Annotated in this window: 14 protein-coding genes and 1 riboswitch; of the genes, 5 read left to right on the top strand and 9 right to left on the bottom strand. The window is 46.5% G+C overall.

Annotated elements, in window-relative coordinates; all coding sequences use genetic code 11:
* Positions 1-50 precede the first annotated feature (50 nt).
* From BN3912_RS02830 to BN3912_RS02815, 4 genes are all read right to left on the bottom strand, one after another.
* Positions 51-1,958 carry a RecQ family ATP-dependent DNA helicase gene (locus BN3912_RS02830; protein ID WP_023984493.1) on the bottom strand — a complete coding sequence of 636 codons (1,908 nt, stop codon included), beginning with the start codon at positions 1,956-1,958 and terminating at the stop codon, positions 51-53.
* A 10-nt stretch (positions 1,959-1,968) separates the two neighbouring features.
* Positions 1,969-3,702, bottom strand: a complete 1,734-nt coding sequence (recJ, locus tag BN3912_RS02825) for a single-stranded-DNA-specific exonuclease RecJ (RefSeq protein ID WP_023984494.1) — start codon at positions 3,700-3,702, stop codon at positions 1,969-1,971.
* Between the two features lie 516 nt (positions 3,703-4,218).
* On the bottom strand, positions 4,219-5,421 hold the full coding sequence (locus BN3912_RS02820) for a C1 family peptidase (RefSeq protein WP_023984495.1): 1,203 nt from the start codon (positions 5,419-5,421) through the stop codon (positions 4,219-4,221).
* A gap of 35 nt (positions 5,422-5,456) precedes the next feature.
* Positions 5,457-6,854 carry an aminopeptidase P family protein gene (locus BN3912_RS02815; protein ID WP_023984496.1) on the bottom strand — a complete coding sequence of 466 codons (1,398 nt, stop codon included), beginning with the start codon at positions 6,852-6,854 and terminating at the stop codon, positions 5,457-5,459.
* 89 nt (positions 6,855-6,943) lie between these two features.
* Between BN3912_RS02815 and BN3912_RS02810 the strand changes: the two genes are divergently transcribed.
* The gene (locus BN3912_RS02810) at positions 6,944-7,789 is read left to right on the top strand and encodes a patatin-like phospholipase family protein (RefSeq protein WP_023984497.1); all 846 of its coding nucleotides are present in this window, start codon (positions 6,944-6,946) and stop codon (positions 7,787-7,789) included.
* A gap of 106 nt (positions 7,790-7,895) precedes the next feature.
* Here the strand turns inward: BN3912_RS02810 and BN3912_RS02805 are convergent, their stop codons facing one another.
* Positions 7,896-8,534, bottom strand: coding sequence for a DUF805 domain-containing protein (locus BN3912_RS02805; RefSeq protein ID WP_023984498.1), 639 nt, complete (start codon positions 8,532-8,534; stop codon positions 7,896-7,898).
* Between the two features lie 58 nt (positions 8,535-8,592).
* On the bottom strand, positions 8,593-9,273 hold the full coding sequence (gene trmD, locus BN3912_RS02800) for a tRNA (guanosine(37)-N1)-methyltransferase TrmD (protein WP_023984499.1): 681 nt from the start codon (positions 9,271-9,273) through the stop codon (positions 8,593-8,595).
* Between the two features lie 335 nt (positions 9,274-9,608).
* Between trmD and BN3912_RS02795 the strand changes: the two genes are divergently transcribed.
* Positions 9,609-10,349, top strand: a complete 741-nt coding sequence (locus tag BN3912_RS02795; RefSeq protein ID WP_023984500.1) for a nucleoside-specific channel-forming Tsx family protein — start codon at positions 9,609-9,611, stop codon at positions 10,347-10,349.
* Positions 10,350-10,763: 414 nt separating this feature from the next.
* Here BN3912_RS02795 and ligA read toward each other — a convergent pair whose 3' ends face one another.
* On the bottom strand, positions 10,764-12,761 hold the full coding sequence (ligA, locus tag BN3912_RS02790) for an NAD-dependent DNA ligase LigA (RefSeq protein ID WP_023984501.1): 1,998 nt from the start codon (positions 12,759-12,761) through the stop codon (positions 10,764-10,766).
* A gap of 176 nt (positions 12,762-12,937) precedes the next feature.
* Here ligA and BN3912_RS02785 point away from each other — a divergent pair, with 176 nt between their 5' ends.
* Complete coding sequence (locus BN3912_RS02785) at positions 12,938-13,603, top strand: B3/B4 domain-containing protein (RefSeq protein ID WP_016665576.1); 666 nt, start codon at positions 12,938-12,940, stop codon at positions 13,601-13,603.
* Between the two features lie 50 nt (positions 13,604-13,653).
* Here the strand turns inward: BN3912_RS02785 and BN3912_RS02780 are convergent, their stop codons facing one another.
* Positions 13,654-14,046, bottom strand: coding sequence for a (deoxy)nucleoside triphosphate pyrophosphohydrolase (locus BN3912_RS02780; protein WP_036859670.1), 393 nt, complete (start codon positions 14,044-14,046; stop codon positions 13,654-13,656).
* 102 nt (positions 14,047-14,148) lie between these two features.
* On the opposite strand from BN3912_RS02780, the gene coaW reads away from it, so the two are divergent.
* On the top strand, positions 14,149-14,982 hold the full coding sequence (coaW, locus tag BN3912_RS02775) for a type II pantothenate kinase (RefSeq protein WP_023984502.1): 834 nt from the start codon (positions 14,149-14,151) through the stop codon (positions 14,980-14,982).
* Between the two features lie 105 nt (positions 14,983-15,087).
* On the opposite strand, the gene BN3912_RS02770 is transcribed toward coaW, so the two are convergent.
* Positions 15,088-16,563: an SLC13 family permease gene (locus BN3912_RS02770; RefSeq protein WP_023984503.1), complete on the bottom strand. Its 1,476-nt coding sequence runs from the start codon at positions 16,561-16,563 to the stop codon at positions 15,088-15,090.
* Positions 16,564-16,736: 173 nt separating this feature from the next.
* Positions 16,737-16,927: riboswitch (cobalamin riboswitch) on the top strand.
* A gap of 113 nt (positions 16,928-17,040) precedes the next feature.
* On the opposite strand from BN3912_RS02770, the gene BN3912_RS02765 reads away from it, so the two are divergent.
* Positions 17,041-19,005 carry a TonB-dependent receptor plug domain-containing protein gene (locus tag BN3912_RS02765; protein ID WP_023984504.1) on the top strand — a complete coding sequence of 655 codons (1,965 nt, stop codon included), beginning with the start codon at positions 17,041-17,043 and terminating at the stop codon, positions 19,003-19,005.
* Positions 19,006-19,010: the final 5 nt, after the last annotated feature.

The raw sequence follows: 19,010 nt of genomic DNA, 5'->3' as shown, positions 1-19,010 counted from the left end.
AATGTATCGGTAAAAACGGTGCATTCCGTTTCTTTTTTATGCATGATATTTTAGTTTTCCATTAAGAGAAAACTGCCTTCCATTGTTATTTCTTCTTCGCTAATGAGTTCTGCCAATGCGCCGTGCAGTTGGCGTTCGGGGATGTTAAGTTGATGCAGTTCTGTGATATGATGTTTCTTTCCATCGTGAAGGAATGCAGTGATAATGGCTTTTGCAGGTTCTATTCGGTCTTCTGACAGTTGGTTCGTGTAGTGCTCGAGGCACACATCGCATAGCATACAATCTCCGGATTTCTCTTCTCCGAAGTATCGTATGAGTTGCCGGCTGCGGCATACATCATCGTTTTCTGCATAATGTATCATCGATTGAATGCGCAACACATATTGTTCTTTCCGCATTTCGTACACCTCTTTCGGTATGATAATTTTGTTCATCTCCTCGCGCCGTTGAGTATAGGTGATATAAGGAGTCTTGCGTTGTGGTATGAAATGGAGTATTCGGCGTTGGCTTAATCCTTTTAATAGCAGGTAAACTTGCTGTTGACTAAGCCCTGTTTGTTGCGCAATAAGTCCTTCGTCTATATATACATAATCGGTGAAGAGCCCGCCGTAGTTTCTTAGAAGTGCGGTAATCACGAGTTCTTCGTGGGCTGTTGTACTCTCCAATTTGTATAATTCGTTTCTGTTAAGCATGAACATCAGCCTTGCACTCGCATCCGGATCTGTTTCGTAATCTAAATAGCCTGCGCGTTCGAGAATTTTAAGTGCAGAGTCTGTCTGAATTGGAAAGTGCTTGTAAGTTCGACAGAACTTATCTATATCGAAGCTAAATATATGGCCTGATCCGCTTCCCAAGCCTACCTGATAAAAATAGGCAAGGTGTTCGTAAATCTGCTTTATAAATTCTTTCTCCGGAAAAGTATCGGTTATACGCTTATGGAGCTTCCTTTGGTCGCTGTTGTTATATAGTAAAACGGCGTAAGATCTATTGCCATCTCGGCCTGCACGGCCCGCTTCTTGGAAGTAGGCCTCCAAAGAATCGGGGCAATCGAAGTGCACTACGAGTCTTACTTCGGGCTTGTCGATGCCCATTCCGAAAGCATTAGTGGCAACAATCACACGTATTCGATCTTGTTGCCAGTCTTTTTGTCGCTCATCTTTTTGTGAATATTCCAGACCGGCATGATAGAACGTGGACGGAATTTGGTGCTTGTTAAGCATTTCGGAAATCTCTTTAGAGCGTTTACGGCTTCTGACGTAAACGATAGCACTGCCTTGTACCGAGCTTAATATGTGTATGAGCTCGCCGTATTTGTCGGTTGTATTTCTTACAACGTATGCGAGGTTTTTGCGTTCGAAGCTCATCCGAAACACGTTCCTATGTTCGAAATTCAATTTATCCTGAATGTCTTCGACCACTTGAGGGGTTGCTGTTGCCGTAAGTGCAAGTATCGGAACATGGGGAAGGAGCCTTCTTATATCGGCCACATGCAGATAGGAAGGGCGGAAATCGTATCCCCATTGACTGATGCAGTGGGCCTCGTCTACGGTTATGAAGCTCACCTTCATGCGCCGTAGCTTATTTTGGAACAAATCGGAACCTATCCTTTCCGGAGATACATAGAGCAATTTGATACCCCCGAATATACAGTTTTCGAGTGCTACAACGATCTCTTTACGCGACATACCCGCATGGATGGCAGTGGCGCTGATACCTTTATCGCGCAGATGTTGCACCTGATCTTTCATCAAGGCAATCAAGGGAGTAATCACAATGCACACGCCTTCTTTGGCAAGAGCAGGTACTTGGAAGGTGATAGACTTACCTCCACCGGTGGGCATAAGCCCGAGTGTGTCGTGTCCGGAGCCTATACTTTCAATGATTTCACGCTGAATACCTCGGAAATCACGATACCCCCAATATTGTTGCAATATCGACAAGTAGCAATCTTGCGCCATCTTTCCTCCTTTATTCCGCGTCTTCGTCTTCGGTAGGGCGTATGTCTTCTATCTGAAGTTGTACGGCATTGCGCTTAAAGATGTTATTCTCGATGGTATAGGCAATATCGAAACTGCGTTTAGATTTAATGTATCGTGCCGATGCACTTTGCCCGAAAGCAATGCCATTGACAACATTACTCGATTTAGAATCTACGAGTTCCAGTTTTATATGTTCTTGTATTCTCCCTACCACCTTACTCGTACCATAGTCGTAAACGTCGGTCGTGCAGAATATGGGTTTGGTATTGCACGGTCCGAACGGCGAAAATTTCTTTAATTCATTATGCAGTCGTTTGGTTATATCCTTAAAATCGATCTGCGCATCGATATTTAGATTTGCTTCAATCTGTTCGGGTTGGATGTGTTCTTCTACGTACTTTTGGAACCGTTTTCTAAATTCGGGAACGTCGTTCCATCGCAGCGTGAGGCCCGTTGCATAGGTATGTCCTCCGAAGTTGATCAATATATCTCTGCAACTCTTAATGGCTGCATACAAATCAAAGCCCGTTACGCTGCGCGCAGAACCCGTGGCAAAGTCGCCGTCACGTGTGAGTACCACTGTCGGACGGAAGTATATTTCGGTCAATCTTGATGCTACAATGCCGATAACTCCCTTTTTCCAGTTCTCATCATATAGCACAATAGACGAGTGATGCTTCTGACTTTCGAGCTTGGCCACTATCTGATTTGCCTCTTCTGTCATCTGCTTGTCTATATCCTTGCGCTGTTCGTTGTATTCATTAATATGCTTTGCTTGTGTCAGTGCACTCGAGAAATCTTTCTCTACCAACAGGTCAACGCTTTCTTTCCCATTCTCCATGCGGCCGGAAGCATTGATACGCGGCCCGATTTTGAAGACGATATCGCTCATGGATATATCGCGTCCGTTGAGTCCGCATATATCGATGATGGCTTTCAGGCCTATGCTTGGGTTCTGATTGAGTTGTTTCAGTCCGTGAAAAGCCAGTATACGGTTCTCGTCTGTTACCGGAACAATATCGGCAGCAATACTTACTGCACAGAAATCGAGTAGGGGAATGAGCCTTGAAAACGGTATTCCGTTATTCTTCGCAAATGCCTGCATCAGCTTGAAACCTACCCCGCAACCGCAGAGATGCTTAAAAGGATAGCTGTCGTCGGGGCGTTTCGGGTTTAATATTGCCACGGCACAGGGCATCACTTCATCGGGAACATGATGATCGCAGATAATGAAATCTATGCCAAGGCTTTTGGCATAAGCAATTTCTTCGATTGCCTTAATGCCGCAATCGAGAATAACAATTAGTTTTACTCCTGTATCCTTCGCATAATCTATTCCCTTTTTGCTCACTCCATACCCCTCATCATAGCGGTCCGGAATGTAGTAATCGACGTTCGAATAGAACTGTTGAAGGAACTTATACACTAATGCTACGGCCGTACAACCGTCAACATCGTAGTCTCCATACACCAGTATACGCTCCTTACGCCCCATGGCATCGTTCAGTCTGTCTACGGCAATATCCATATCTTTCATTAGAAATGGATTGATAAGGTCTGCCAGTTGTGGACGGAAGAAACGCTTGGCAGCCGATTCAGTAGTGATACCTCGCCGAATTAAAAGCAATGCCAATATCTGATTGATGTTCAGTTTTTCGCCAAGTTCTTTAGCTGCCTGTTCTTCTTGTGGTGTAGGTGGTTCGTAATTCCATTTGAAATGCATTTATATAGTTTTTATTTTCTTATTATTATGAAACCGCAATAAAGGGCGGAAATACGGAACGAATATCGTACATAAAATGTTCCGCGTGTAAAGTTACAAATAAAAAACAACAAATCTATTCTATTTATTGTAATTTTTTAAATTGCCCTTTTAACGCAAAAAGATATAGCTTTTAATTGTCATAGGGGTATGTTCTAACAATGATAAAGGGTATCTTTTTCGTATATACTTGGTAGTATTTTTATTATGAGGACATTAAACTTTTTGCTATCAGAGGCTGGTTTTCATAGATTTTCCTATCGCTTCGTGAACGATAAAGCCATGGGCGGGTGAAATTTTTCTCGATAAAAAGCGTAGTTGTGCGTATCGTATTGTGGTTTCGAGAGAACCGTTTTAATACATAAGGAGCAAAAAGTATTGATGTAATGACTATCGTATAACCGCTAAAACTCGTCTTTCCGACTTGCCATTCAATACTTTTTGCTCCTTATTTTCTTTCTCTTGAAAATGAGAATTTTAGATACCTATCTTCTTGCGAATGTCTTTCGGAACGGCATTCTTATTGACGATAAAATCCATAGTCTTATAGGCGATGAATGCTTTTGTCATATACCAAATGCCTTTATAGTCGCCTGTTTCGCCCCAAGAGTTCTTTACCATGTAATATTCTCTGTCGTTCTGATCCTTGGCGATGCCATAGATTTGCATGCCATGATCGTCGGTTGTCTCCCAATTGTCGTATGCCTCTTGTCGCATCTTTTGCGTAGGAACGATTTCAGGAACACTGATTCCCAGCGAATCTAATTTGCTTTTCTTCGATACTTTCGACATTTTAAGCCAACGATCGGCATCGGTTCCTGTAAGATCGCGTGCCTTTTTCAGGTCGTATGCTATACCGAGACCGCTTCTTGTGAACCCTTCTTCAGAGACATCTCCGCCCCATGCGACGGTATAACCGTTCATAATAGCGTTATCAATGATCTTACAAAGATCATCAATAGGTACATTCCAGCTTAACGGCCAGCGCCAATTGTCCTGCACTTCTACGGCAAATGCTGTCCAAAACGGATGGTGTGTGTAGCTTGTGAAGCTCACATAATCCTTCATATCGAGCCCTAAACTTGCAGCAAACGATTTCGGTGTGTAAGTTTTACCTTCGTAGGTAAAGCTTTCGGGGCACTTCCCGAGATACGCGTCAAGTATGCCTTGGAGGCCAGTCTTCCATGCCGGAGTGAGTTTGGTCTGCTTTCCTTTGGCAATAGCCTCGACGTATGGCGTCAGCACAGCGAAGAATTCGTTGAAGTTGGCAAGCGAATCACCGTATAAAGTTCCCGGGAGTGGCATTGCTGTTTCGGGCACCATGCCATAATGTTCCCAACAATAAATGGGATCGTATGCACTGCCTCCCTGTGCAAAACTTACGTCACCGTGCATACGGATGGCCATCGTGGCACGATCCATATAAGTTTTATTGGCAACAAACATTTCGGATAAGTCGTAAGTCTTGCCGCTCTTCTTGAGTATTTCACTCTCTAAGAAGCTCAGTGTAGAGTATGCCCAACACGTTCCGCTGCGGTTCTGATCCTTGATACTTGTTATAGGATTTTGCTTTACTACCGTGAATATCGGTTTATTGTCTTTCTTTTCTTCTTTCTTGTCTTGTGCGCCTACGCTCGCTGCAAACACTGCAAGAAGCGCGAAAATTACGATTTTTCTCATAAAATCAAATATGTTATTCTTTGTTTAAATCATTATTAATTCTTACTCATAAACTCTTCTATCTCTGCCGGATGGTATGGAATGCGGTCTTTGCCTATAAACCTACAGCCGTCTTTTGTAATGAGCAAGTCGTCTTCAATACGTATGCCGCCGAAATCTTTATAGGTTTCAAGAAGGTCGAAATTAATAAATTCCTTGTAATGTCCACTCGCTTTCCAGTCGTCTATGAGTGCGGGAATGAAGTAAATCCCCGGCTCATCCGTCACTACGAAGCCTTCTTGCAGGCGTCGTCCTAACCGCAGAGCGTTGGTGCCGAACTGATCTGACGGCTGTATTTCCTCATCGTAACCCACATAACGCTGGTCAAGGGCTTCCATATCGTGTACATCCATGCCCATCATGTGACCGAGTCCGTGGGGCAAGAACATAGCATGCGCACCCGCTTTCACGGCCTCTTCCGTGTCACCTTTCATCAGTCCGAGTTCTTTAAGCCTATCTGTCATCAGCCTACAAACGGACATGTGTACGTCGTACCACTTAATTCCGGGCTTGGCAATTTGCAATGCGTGGTCATGACAAGCCTCTACTATGCTGTATATCTCAAGTTGTCGTTGTGAGAATTTGCCGTTTACAGGATAGGTTCTTGTGTTGTCTGAGCAATAATTATTGATGGTTTCAGCGCCTGCATCGCACAAAGCAAGGCGACCGGATTGCAAAACAGTCATCGTAGGATTGCCATGCATGATCTCTCCATGTTGCGAAAAGATGGTCGGGAAGCTAACCATAGCGCCGTAAGAATTAGCTATGCCGTCGATTTGCCCGCCGATGAATTTCTCCGTAACGCCCGGCTTAGTGAGTCGCATAGCCGTGGTATGCATCTTGTAACCGATTACTGCGGCACGTTCCAGTTCTTCTATTTCCTGCTGTTCCTTGCATGAACGCATCTTGATAACCGCCATAATCAGTTCCATAGAGGCCGACTCTTTCTGCTGAACGGGATGGATACCCAACAAATCCAGTATTTGTAACTTGATGTCATAGCGATAGGGAGGCAGAAAATGTATCTTCCGATGCTGGCGTAGTGCCTCGTTGCAGATGGTCTTCAGTGTTTTCATCGGTTCCGAATGGGCCACACCGACCTGCTCTGCAAGGTCTTTTACGCTGTCGACCGAGCCATACCACACGATATCTTCTATATCAATATCGTTACCGACAAGCGTTTCAGTATCGTTATCCACATCGATAACGCCCACAAGACCGTCTCTGTTTTGCCCGAAATAATATAGGAATGAGGAGTCTTGACGGAAAGGATAATAACCGTTGTTTGGGAAATTGCAAGGCGATTCGTTATTTCCAAACAATATGATAAGGCCGTTTTTCACGAGCTTCTTCAGCTCCGAACGGCGACGGATATAGGTTTCTTTGTCAAACATAGCCGTATATATTTATTTAAATTATTATTCGCAAAGTTAATAAAATTACTTGGAAATGTGTAACTTTGTCGTGAATTTAAACAGTTTTTATGCTAATTGACAGGAATACGGGATTGGTATTAGAGGGCGGAGGCATGCGTGGCGTGTTCACAAGTGGCGTGCTCGACGGCTTTATGAAGCACGATTTGTATTTTCCATACGTGGTGGCTGTGTCGGCCGGAGCCTGCAACGGCATGTCGTACATCAGCCGTCAACCGCGCAGGGCACGGCTGTCTAACATCGATTTCTTGGCCCGTTACGACTATATAGGTCTGCGCCATTTGGTTACGCAAGGGTGTATATTCGACCAGAAACTGTTATATGACAAGTTCCCAAACGAGTTTATTCCTTTCGATTTCGATACTTTCTTCCGCTATTCCGATAACTTCGAAATGGTAACGACCAATTGTCTTACCGGTCGTACCATGTACCTTACAGAGAGCGAAAACAAGCAAAGAGCGCTCGATATTGTACGGGCTTCGAGCAGTCTGCCCTATGTAAGCAAGACCGTTTTTGTAGATGGAATACCCATGCTCGATGGAGGTATTGTGGATTCTATACCCGTGTTGCGGGCACAGGAACGTGGGTATAAGAAGAATGTACTTGTGCTTACGCGCAACAAAGGGTATCGGAGTATGGATAAAGACCGTAAGATACCTTATTTTGTTTATAAGAATTATCCTCGTTTGCGGGTGGCTTTAAGCCGACGCATTGCCGCTTATAACGAACAACTCGAACTGGTTGATCGCCTTGAAGAGCGCGGAGAAATCGTTTGTATACGTCCGCAACGGCCGATGGAGGTAGGGCGTATCGAGAAAGATACTGCGAAACTCGAGCGGCTTTACGAGGAAGGATTTGCATTAGGGGAGGCCTTTTGCAAGCAATTGGGTAAGTAATATTGCGTATAAAACAGTAAGACTGACGACACACATTATTTATATAGGTGTGCCGTCAGTCTTGTTTTTATAGTTTTTGCAGTAGCTTTACTGCAAACAGAAAGGCCTAAATCTCTTGATCGTTAGTCGGTTCTTCTGCGTTATCTTTCACTTCTTCGGCCGGTTCGCTTGCCGGTTCTTCTACTTCTGCAGCCGTTGTTTCGGGCGCAGTTGCAACCTCTTCTTCTTCTTTTGCCAATACATATTTGGGCGATTCGCCATATTTATTGGGCTCAGGTTTGCTGTCTAAGCAGCAGAAAATGAGTATTGCGACGAACGTAACAAGGTTTACAAGCCCGATAAGTATCAATCCGGGATCGGTAAATACCTTCATTGCGGCTTGCGGATTGGCATTAACGGAAGCCAAAGTGTCTGTAAGACCGCTGAAATACATATAGAGTGTGGAGGCAAAAGTGGCTGCCCAGCTTACGATTACCCACCATTTGCTCTTGCCGGTATCTTGAAGTCGGCGCACTGTAACGCCATAAACGTAGAACCAACATGCAGCAGTAATGAGAGAGGCCAGTACATCCGGCAGAAACGCAGAAAGCGCCTTGCTGATTAAGAAGACGCAGATGAGGAACGAAAGCATGGTCCACCAGTACTCCGAACGGCGCGAACGTCCGTTGAAATCGGTCAGTCTACTTGCAACAAGTTGGTTTGCTTCGGTAAATCCTAATTGGGGTTTTGCGATTAATTTTTCCATAATATATAAATTAATTAGTAAATGTTTTACTCATGTTTCGTCGATTTTCGGCTCTTGTTCATTTCTTTTTCAGCAGATCGGGGCGCAGCCTTTTGGTACGTTCATAGCTCTGTTCCATCTCCCAATCCTTTATCTTGGCCTCGTTTCCGCTAAGCAGAATGTCGGGAACCCGCCAACCTTTATAGTCTGCAGGGCGTGTGTAGATGGGTGCAGACAGCATGTTGTCTTGGAAAGAATCGCTAAGTGCGCTCTGTTCATCGCTGATAACGCCCGGCAAAAGGCGCACTATAGCATCGGCCATTGCTGCGGCTGCCAGCTCTCCACCCGTAAGAACGAAGTCTCCGATAGATATTTCACGTGTGATAAGATGGTCTCTTATGCGTTGGTCTATGCCCTTGTAATGCCCGCAAAGGAAGATCAGATTGCCTTTCATCGACAGTTCGTTGGCCATACTTTGGTCGAATTGCTCCCCGTCGGGTGTGGTAAAAATCACTTCATCGTAATCTCTTTCGGCTTTAAGTGCCGCAATGCAGCGGTCTATAGGTTCGCACTGCATCACCATTCCGGCAAATCCACCGTAGGGATAATCGTCTACTCGTCGCCATTTATCGAGCGTATAATCGCGCAAGTTATGCAGATAAATTTCTGCAAGTCCTTTCTTTTGAGCGCGTGCGAGGATAGATTCGTTGACGAACCCTGCAAGCATATCAGGCAAAACCGTAATAATATCTATTCTCATTTGATTACAAAAATACAAAATAAAGGTTGATGTTTGTCGATTAAATATTTAAAGAATGTGAAATATGGCAGGCGCCTGATAAAAATATACAATTCTGACGACTCTGATAGCTGGTATTTCTATCCATCATAGGGCTATACTCTTTCTGCCATAGGTGGCCTGTCTATGCCGGGCAGGGGCATGATGCGTCGCCGCTAAGATTGGCGGCCGTGAACGGCGGGCGGTGCGTGCGTTCTTAATAAAGTTGGTGATTTGTGATAGAACATGGCCCGTAAATCTTAACAATTTCGTACCTTTGTACACGTAATAATCAATTGCTACAAGTTTAATTTTTTATGAAAACAAAACTCATTCTTACTTTTCTTACGGCCGTGAGCATGTCGGTAAGTGCACAAAACATTCAGTTGCATTACGATTTAGGCCATTCCTTGAACAGCGATCTTACCAACAGACCGTCGGTAACAACCACATTCGAGATGTTTAAACCCGACAAATGGGGCAATACTTATACCTTTACAGACATTGATTATCAACGAGACGGCGTGGCAGGAGCTTATTGGGAGATTGCCAGAGAGTTCAATTTATCGCGCAATAAGCAATGGGCAGCGCACATAGAATATAATGGCGGGCTCTCTTCTGATGAGGACAATTGGAACGCAACGCGCTTTCAGCATGCCGTACTTGTCGGAGGTGCGTGGAATTGGCATAGCGCCGACTTCTCGAAAACCTTCTCCGTGCAGGCGATGTACAAATATTATTTCAAGAACAGGCACTACAACGCACGCCCCTTTAGCGGCTTTCAGCTGACCGAGGTGTGGGGTGTAACGTTCGCAAACAAGCTGTGTACCTTCAGCGGGTTTTGCGATTTGTGGTACGATCCTAACGTTAATGGTAAGCTAATCGTTATCAGCGAGCCGCAATTTTGGTTCAACTTAAACGTGTTGAAGGGCATGCAAGGGGTAAATCTCAGCCTTGGTTCCGAGGTTGAACTGTCTAACAACTTCGTTTGGAACAGCCGTGGAGAGCACAATCGCTTCTATGCTATCCCCACTGTTGCGGCTAAGTGGACGTTCTAAACAGCCGTTCTACTGCGGAGAGTTAAAGGAGGTGGCGCAATAAAAGGCCGTCTCCTTATCGTAAAAAGACCACCTCCTTACAGTAAGGAGGCTATCTCCAACTCGTCAACCTCCGTGGTTCATCGTGTCAACCTCCGTGCTTCATCTTGTCAACCTCCGTGGTTCATCTTGTCAACCTCCGTGGTTCACAGTGTCAATTTCCGTGGTTCACAGTGTCAACCTCTGTGGTTCATCGTGTCAACCTCCGTGGTTCTTGCCGTAAAGAAGCCGTCTCCTTACAAATTACAAGTCGGCTTTTACGCGGTTAAAGGAGTTGAAGAGCGGCGTTATATTGCACGAACAGAAACGATAGTCGGCAATACATACGGCCTTAACTCCTTTAATCTCTTCAATTCCTTTAGTCTCTTAAAATAACTATTCTATCATTTTAAGGAAATCGTCTTCGCTTACAATGGGCACTCCGAGGCGTTCCGCCTTCTCTAATTTAGACGGTCCCATGTTGTCGCCCGCAAGAACAAAGCTCGTTTTCCCCGATATGCTTCCCACGTTTTTGCCGCCGTTTTGCTCGATAAGTGCCTTGTATTCGTCGCGACTGTGGTGCGTAAACACGCCGCTGATTACGATGCTTTTGCCGGTAAGTTTATCGGATGAGCCTGCTTGTTGCTCTTCCGAGAGCGCCATTTGCAGCCCGTAATTGCGCAAACGTGCCACGATTTCTTTGTTTATGGGGTTGCTGAAGTAAGCGATAACGCTCTTGGCAATAACCTCGCCCACACCTTCTACCTCTGTCAGGTCTTGCAGCGAAGCCTCCATCAGGGCATCTATATTCTTGAAATGTCGCGCTATAAGCCGCGCAGAGGTCTCTCCTACAAAGCGTATCCCTAAGGCAAAGACCACACGTTCGAAAGGTACTTGCTTAGAAGATGCTATGCCTCGCACGATTTTAAGTGCCGACTTCTCGCGGTTTCCGGCTCCATTGATGTCTTGAACGGTAATGTTGTAAAGGTCGGCAGCGTTGTGTATCAGTCCTCTGCGGTAGTAATCGTCTACCGTTTCGGGGCCTATAGAGTCGATGTTCATGGCTTTTCGGGCTATGAAGTGCTCTATGCGTCCCTTGATTTGGGGCGGACAAGCCGTGTCGTTCGGGCAATAATAGGCCGCTTCGCCCTCGTAACGTGCCAGCGGGGTGCCGCATTCGGGGCAATGAGTAATAAAGGATATCGGCTTTGCATCGGCCGGCCGTTTGTCTAAGGCCACGCCTACAATCTTGGGAATTATCTCTCCTCCTTTCTCTACATATACGTAGTCGCCCACGTGGAGGTCGAAACTTTTAATGAAATCTGCATTGTTCAGCGTTGCTCTTTTTACGGTTGTGCCCGCGAGTTTTACCGGTTCCATGTTGGCAACCGGTGTAACTGCGCCCGTTCTTCCTACCTGATAAGTTACTTCAACGAGCTTTGTACAGGCTCGTTCTGCCTTGAATTTATACGCAATAGCCCAACGTGGGCTCTTTGCAGTGTAGCCCAAAGCCCGCTGTTGGCGCAGTGAATTTACTTTAAGCACTATGCCGTCTGTGGCTATGGGCAGGTTTTTGCGCTCCGTGTCCCAATGTTTGATGAAGTCGTAGATTTGCTGTAACGATTTTACTTTGCGCATTCCCGCGCTGATTTTGAACCCCCAATGCTTGGCTTTCATCATGTTTTCGTAATGTCCGTCGGTAGGGAGTTGCTCTCCGAGCATATAATAAAGGTAGGAATCGAGATGGCGCGACGCCACAAGACGCGAGTTCAGGCTCTTCAAGGTGCCGCTTGCAGCGTTGCGAGGATTAGCGAACAACGGCTCTTCGTTGGCCTCGCGTTCGGCATTGAGCTGCTCGAAAACTTTCCAAGGCATCAGTATTTCGCCGCGCATCTCGAACTCGTGCGGGTAATCGTTGCCCGAGAGAACGAGCGGAATGGCACGTATTGTCTTCACATTTTCGGTAACATCGTCGCCGTGAATGCCGTCGCCGCGGGTGACGCCCTGCACGAGTTGTCCGTCTACATACGTCAGGGAAATAGACAGCCCGTCGTATTTAAGTTCGCAACACACCTCGAATTCCTCGCCCATAAGTCCACGCGCCACCTGTTCGAACCACTCCTCAACGTCTTGTTCGTTATAGGTGTTGGCCAAAGACAGCATGGGATATTTGTGTGCAACCTGCTTGAATTCGCTGTTCAGGTCGGAACCGACGCGCTTGGTCGGCGAGTTCGGATCGTCCATTTCGGGGTACTTGGCTTCCAAGTCCTGCAATTCGTGCATCATAAAGTCGAAGGCTTGGTCGCTTATTGTCGGTGCATTCAGCACGTAGTATTTATAGTTATGCTCGTGAAGCTGTTGCCTCAGTTCCGAAATACGTTGTTTCTCGTCCATAAAAAATAAGTGTGTGTGTAAAGAATACCGTACGCAAAAATAGGCAATTCTTTCTGAACGTGCAAATTATTTGCATGCTTTATGGGCGACAGATGTACGGTGTAAAGGCGGAAAACAGTACTTCTGTTTTTGATATATGGATAATATTTTGTACGTTTGCAGGCAAAACAAGGAATATGCAGATTATTGTTTCGAGCGAAATAGAACGCGTTTGCCCATCTTTTGTGGGGGCTTGCGTAGAGGCAGACGTAGTGAATACGCCCTTTTCGGAAGGGCTGTGGGGCGAGATAAAGGCAATGGAAACGCACTTCAGGCGCACGCTTACCACCGAAACATTGAAAGATATCGGCGGTATAGCTGCCACACGGCGGGTGTATAAGGCCTGCGGAAAGGATCCGTCGCGCTATCGTCCGGCGTCCGAAGCACTCATCCGTCGGATGCTTCAGGGCAAAGAACTGTATCAAATCAATACGCTTGTCGACCTTATCAATCTCGCCAGCATTGCCTATGGGTACAGCATAGGCGGCTTCGATGCCGATAAATTCGCGGGTGATACGCTGACATTGGGCATCGGAAAGGAAGGAGAACCCTACGAAGGCATAGGGCGCGGCATGATCAACATAGCCGGATTGCCGGTTTATCGCGATGCACAAGGTGGGGTGGGAACGCCCACGAGCGATAACGAACGTACCAAAATAGAGTTGCAGACCGCTCGCCTTGCGGTGCTCATCAACGGGTACGACGGTAACGAAACGAACGTGAGGGCCAACGCCGAGTTCATTTTAAGTTTGTTGCGCAAATACTGCAACAGCACCGAAGGCCGTTACCATATATACAAATAGGTGTAAATTCGCTGCTTGTTTGCAACAGGAAATACGCACAAGCGGTGTTTTTACAGCACTTTCTCTATCAGCATACGGTCGGCATCCGTCCATTTCAAGGTGCCTAGTTCTCCTTTTACGAGCCATTTATAGTTCAGGTGTTCAAGCAATTTGAATGCTTCGTCGCCACCTTTACATAGGTATGCCGTAAGTGTAACCGTGAAGTCGGGGTATTCATAGTCTACGCTACCGAGCTTGCGCCCCACGAATATGTCCCAATCCATTTCCTCCTTAATCTCACGCACAAGGGCTTCATGGTCGCTCTCTCCGTCTTTTACTTTCCCTCCGGGGAACTCCCATCGCTCCGAGATGTAATCGTAATGCGACCTACAACGCTGCATACAGAGGTATTTCCCGTCTTTTATCATCACTGCAGCTACTACTTTAGAATGCTTTTTTGCCATAATTCCGGTAATTGTATTTGTGGCTAATTTACGAAAATATGTTGAATATTCCTCCTGCAATAGCCGTTTTTTTGTAAATTTGTACCCAAAACGATTGAATACATGGGAATTGTAATAGGAATAGATGTAGGTATCAGCACCACCAAAATAGTAGGTATCAACGAAGAGAGGGGCGTTATGTCGCCCATACGTATCAAGGCAACCGATCCTGTAACCTCTCTTTACGGTGCTTTCGGCAAGTATTTGTACGACAATAACATAAGTCTGGCCGACGTAGAGCAGGTAATGATTACCGGTGTAGGTTCGGCCTATATCGATTCGCCCATCTACGGACTGCCTACAAAGAAGGCGGAAGAGTTTATTGCAGATGGGCTCGGGGCACGTTATGAAACCGAACTCGACCGCATGATCGTGGTAAGTATGGGCACCGGAACCAGTCTTGTGCAGTGCTGTGGCGACGATATACGCCATATTGGTGGCGTAGGTATCGGCGGCGGAACGCTTATGGGCCTCTCGCGCATTATGCTGAAATCGGACGATATCAAGCAGGTTGCCACGCTTGCCATGCAGGGAGAAATCAAGAACGTGGATGTTCTGATCGGCGATATCAGCCCGAATGCGTTACCCGGATTGCCCAAGAATGCCACCGCGAGCCTATTCGGAAATGCGAAAACCAATGCCACTCGCGAAGATATAGCATTGGGTATCATCACCACGGTATTGCAAACAATAGGCAGTTGTACCATACTTTCATCTCTTGGCAGTGGCATCAAGGAGTATGTTCTGATAGGAAATCTTACGCTGTTGCCGCAGTGTAAGGATGTTTTTCATGCCATGGAAAAGCTTTATCATGTACATTTCATCATCCCGAAGTATAGCGAGTTTTGCACTGCAATAGGCGCCGCGCTGTATTATATCGATAAAAAACGAAGGTAAGAGATTGCGGATAGCAACCTCCCCCCGCCCCTCTGAAGGGAAGAGGGGCTGCTTCCCCCGCCTTTGGCGAGGCAGAGGGAGGTTCTCATTCGTAGCTTCTGTGCATTATCCCAAGAAGTGGCTTTCGCCAACAAAGAACAATACAACGTAGCCGATAATCATACTTATGACGCCTACAATAAGGCCCGCTTTAAGCATATCGTTCTGTTTAATGAGGCCGGTAGAGTAGGCTATGGCATTCGGAGGTGTGGAAATGGGCAGACACATGGCCGATGAAGCAGCTAAAGCAATGCCAATCAAGATGGTTGAAGTGCCGCCGATAGCGTTGAGACTGTTTCCCATACCTGTGCAAACTACGGCAAGTATTGGTACCAACAATGCTGCCGTAGCCGTATTGGAGATAAAGTTGCTGAGGAAATAGCATATAAATCCCGATATGATAAGTATGGCAATCGGCGACCAAGAGCCGAACGGAATGCTCTCGATAGCACGGTCTGCCAGTCCTGAACCGTTCATTCCCAAGCCCAAGGCAAAACCTCCGGCCACCATCCAGATAACACTCCAGTTGATTGCCTGCAGGTCTTTCGCCGTAATAACGCCCGTTATGGCAAAGATACCCATCGGGATCATGGCAACCGTATTAGAGTCTATGCCAGTGATTTTGCTTGGGATAAGCCACAGAAGTATAGTAAGTATGAAAGTTCCGCTTACCACCCACATGCGCCATCCGTGGTGAATTTCGCCTTCGATCTCGAGGTGTATCGTCTTTTGAGTGAACGGGAAAAACCTTAGAATGAGCCTCCACGAGATGAAAAGCAATAATATAACGAGCGGAAACATAAAAGCCATCCACTCTCCGAAGTCTATTCCCATGTTCAATCCTGCCGGATCGTTGAGCGCTTGCAGGGCAATTGCGTTGGGTGGAGTGCCTATCGGTGTGGCCATACCGCCAAGGTTAGCCGCGATAGGAATACTCATTGTAAGTGCCGTGCGGCCCTTTCCGTTGGCCGGAAGTGCCGCAAAAACGGGGGTAAGAAAGGTAAGCATCATGGCTGCTGTGGCGGTATTGCTTACAAACATGGAGAATATGCCGGTGATAAGCAGGAAACCAAGGAGCACGTTTTCGCTCTTTTGGCCGAACGGACGTATCAAATTCTTGGCCAACAACACATCTAATCCCGACTTAGTTGCCGCGATTGCAAGGATAAAACCGCCTAAAAATAGCATGATAACCGGATTGGCAAAGGTTGCCATAATGTCCTTACTGCTTAATAATTTGCCGAATATATCGTCCTCGTCTCCCTTGAAAAACGAGATACTATTATTGGAGACCGTGAGACACATCACCGTGATAATGGCCAAAGAAGTGGCCCATGCCGGTATCGCCTCGGTAAGCCATGTAAGCGTGGCGAATACAAAAATGGCGATAATTCGTTGTTGTACAACTGTCAGACCATCGATATCGAACACACTGGTAGGCAGGTTCCATACGATAGCTGTTACGATGATGATGCACACAAGCTCGATAAGTTTCTTCATTTCGAAATGGTTAGTCAATACATTTCCTCTTTCTTCAGTCATAGTATTCAATGTATGTTAAAAGTTATTAGTTAATAGATCAATGCTGGCAAAGGTAAATTAAAAAAGAATAACGGGCAAAAAGTTTTGACATTTTTTTGGGTAAAAGGATGCATCTCGATAGAATATGTGAAATAAAACCTCGTTTTTTGCCATACATTGTTGCTAAAAAGTATTATCTTTGCATAGACAATCGGTTCATAAACGCAATTGATTAAAAAGGGAAACAGGTGAAACTCCTGTACAGTCCCGCTGCTGTAAGCGATCCTTTTCTATGAATATGAACACGTAGCCACTGGCAATTTGTCGGGAAGGCGTTCATGTTTGGGTTGCAAGTCAGAAGACCTGCCGTTGTTTTTTGGTGTGCTTGGCTGTTTCGAGGAAGGCGGCGAAGTCTTAATTCTAAATGGTTTATGGGCAGACGTCGGTGTCTGTCTCGTTCGTGAAATGCGGGTACGATTATTATATCCGGTGCTGTTGATGGCGGTGTTTCCCCTTTCGGGGGCGGCACAAGCCCTGCATGAGACCGATACGGCGGGCACTCGTGCGACGGTGCTCGATAATGTAGAGGTGGTGGCACGCAATATTCCGAGCAACATGTTGTCGGGGAGTCCGGTGCAGGCAATGACTCATGCTGACATGCAGCGCATGGGTGTGACCGATATAAGCGATGCCTTGAAGCATTTCTCGGGCATTCAAGTGCGAGATTATGGCGGTGTAGGTGGGTTGAAGACCGTGAGTATCCGCGGTTTGGGTGCCCAGCATACGGGCGTGAGCTACGATGGAGTGCAGATAGGCGATGCGCAATCTGGCCAAGTAGATATCTCTCGTTTCACGTTGGATAACGTTTCGTTGCTCTATCTCACCATAGGTCAGCAAGACGATATATTCCTCAGCGCCCGACAGTATGCCTCTGCGGGAACGATCAACATAGAGACCATGCGGCCCGAATGGGATGGAAAGGCGAGCGAGGCGAACGCTCACTTGAAGACAGGCAGTTATGGTATGGTTAATCCGTCGCTGCTCTATGCCCGACGTTTGGGGAAGAAGCTCACGTTGAGTGCCTATCTAAGCTACTTGCATGCCGATGGTGCGTACAAATTCCATATGATGAATGGCAATAAGAGTATCGACGAGAAGCGGAACAACAGCGATATAGCTACGTGGCGTGGTGAGTTTAACCTCGCTTGGCATATCACCGATCGCCAGCGTTTGGTGATGAAAGCCTATTTGTTCGACTCTAAACGAGGGCTGCCGGGCGGTGTTATCTACGACAACACGTACTCCGCAGAGCGTCTGACCGACCGTAATTACTTCGTACAGATGGCTTATGAGAACGATATCTCGGCCAAACTGAAGCTGAAAACGGCCGTCAAATACAATTACTCATGGCAAAGAGACTTCGATATCCCTGCAAGCGGACCGACAGAAGACCGCTTCCGACAGAACGAGGTCTATGCTACGACCACGGTAATGGCGCAGCCTGTCAGACACGTAAGCGTGTCGTTAGCAGAAGACTTCCAGCATAATTACCTGTCGACTACGCTTTCCAATTGTCCTTATCCCACGCGTAACAGTTCTTTCACCGCACTTGCAGCCCGTTATAAGCTGCAGAATTTCACGGCTACGGCTTCGCTTCTTTATACCCACATCTGCGAAACAGTTAAGACAGGCGATGCAAGTAAGGGCTTTCATCGGCTAAGTCCGGCGTTCAGCATGCTGTGGCAACCGTTCAAAGAGAACCTTCGGTTACGGCTGTCTTATAAAGATATTTTCCGCACGCCCACGCTCAACGACCTTTATTATCTGCTGATAGGCAACACGAACCTGCGCCCCGAGAAGACCAGACAGTGGAATATCGGAGCTACATGGAACCGTAGACTGTCGACAACCATCAGTTATGTGGCGCTTACGGTAGACGGGTATCTCGGCAATGTTACCGATAAGATAGTAGCTGTTCCTACCATGTTTATCTGGAAGATGATGAATGTAGGAACGGTGCATACCCTTGGCGTAGACGTTACGGCGAGCACCAATCTGCAATGGACGGCCGATTGGAGCACGAACATCGTATTTACATATAATTATATGCGTGCGGAAGACAAGACTACACCCAACGGATCTACCTACAATCACCAAATTGCATACACGCCGAAGAATGCAGGTAGCGCCGCCGTGATGCTGCGCTGTCCGCAGGAAATAGACCTTTCGTATAACTTATTATACACGGGAACGCGCTATACAACGGGCTATAACAGCCGCGATCATCATATGCCTGCGTTCCTCGACCACAGCATCTCCGTGGGCAAGATGTTCAGGATAGGGCGCACGGAACTGACGGTTCGGGCATCTGCGCTGAACCTTTACGGCCGGAATTACGAGATCATACGCTTCTATCCCATGCCCGGTCGCAATTACAGGGTGTCTATACATTACAAATTTTAATTCTA

This window comes from Prevotella phocaeensis (genome assembly GCF_900065875.1).
Taxonomy (GTDB): Bacteria; Bacteroidota; Bacteroidia; order Bacteroidales; family Bacteroidaceae; genus Prevotella; species Prevotella phocaeensis.
Note: the sequence above shows the minus strand (reverse complement) of the source record. Positions and strands in the feature narration are given on the sequence as shown.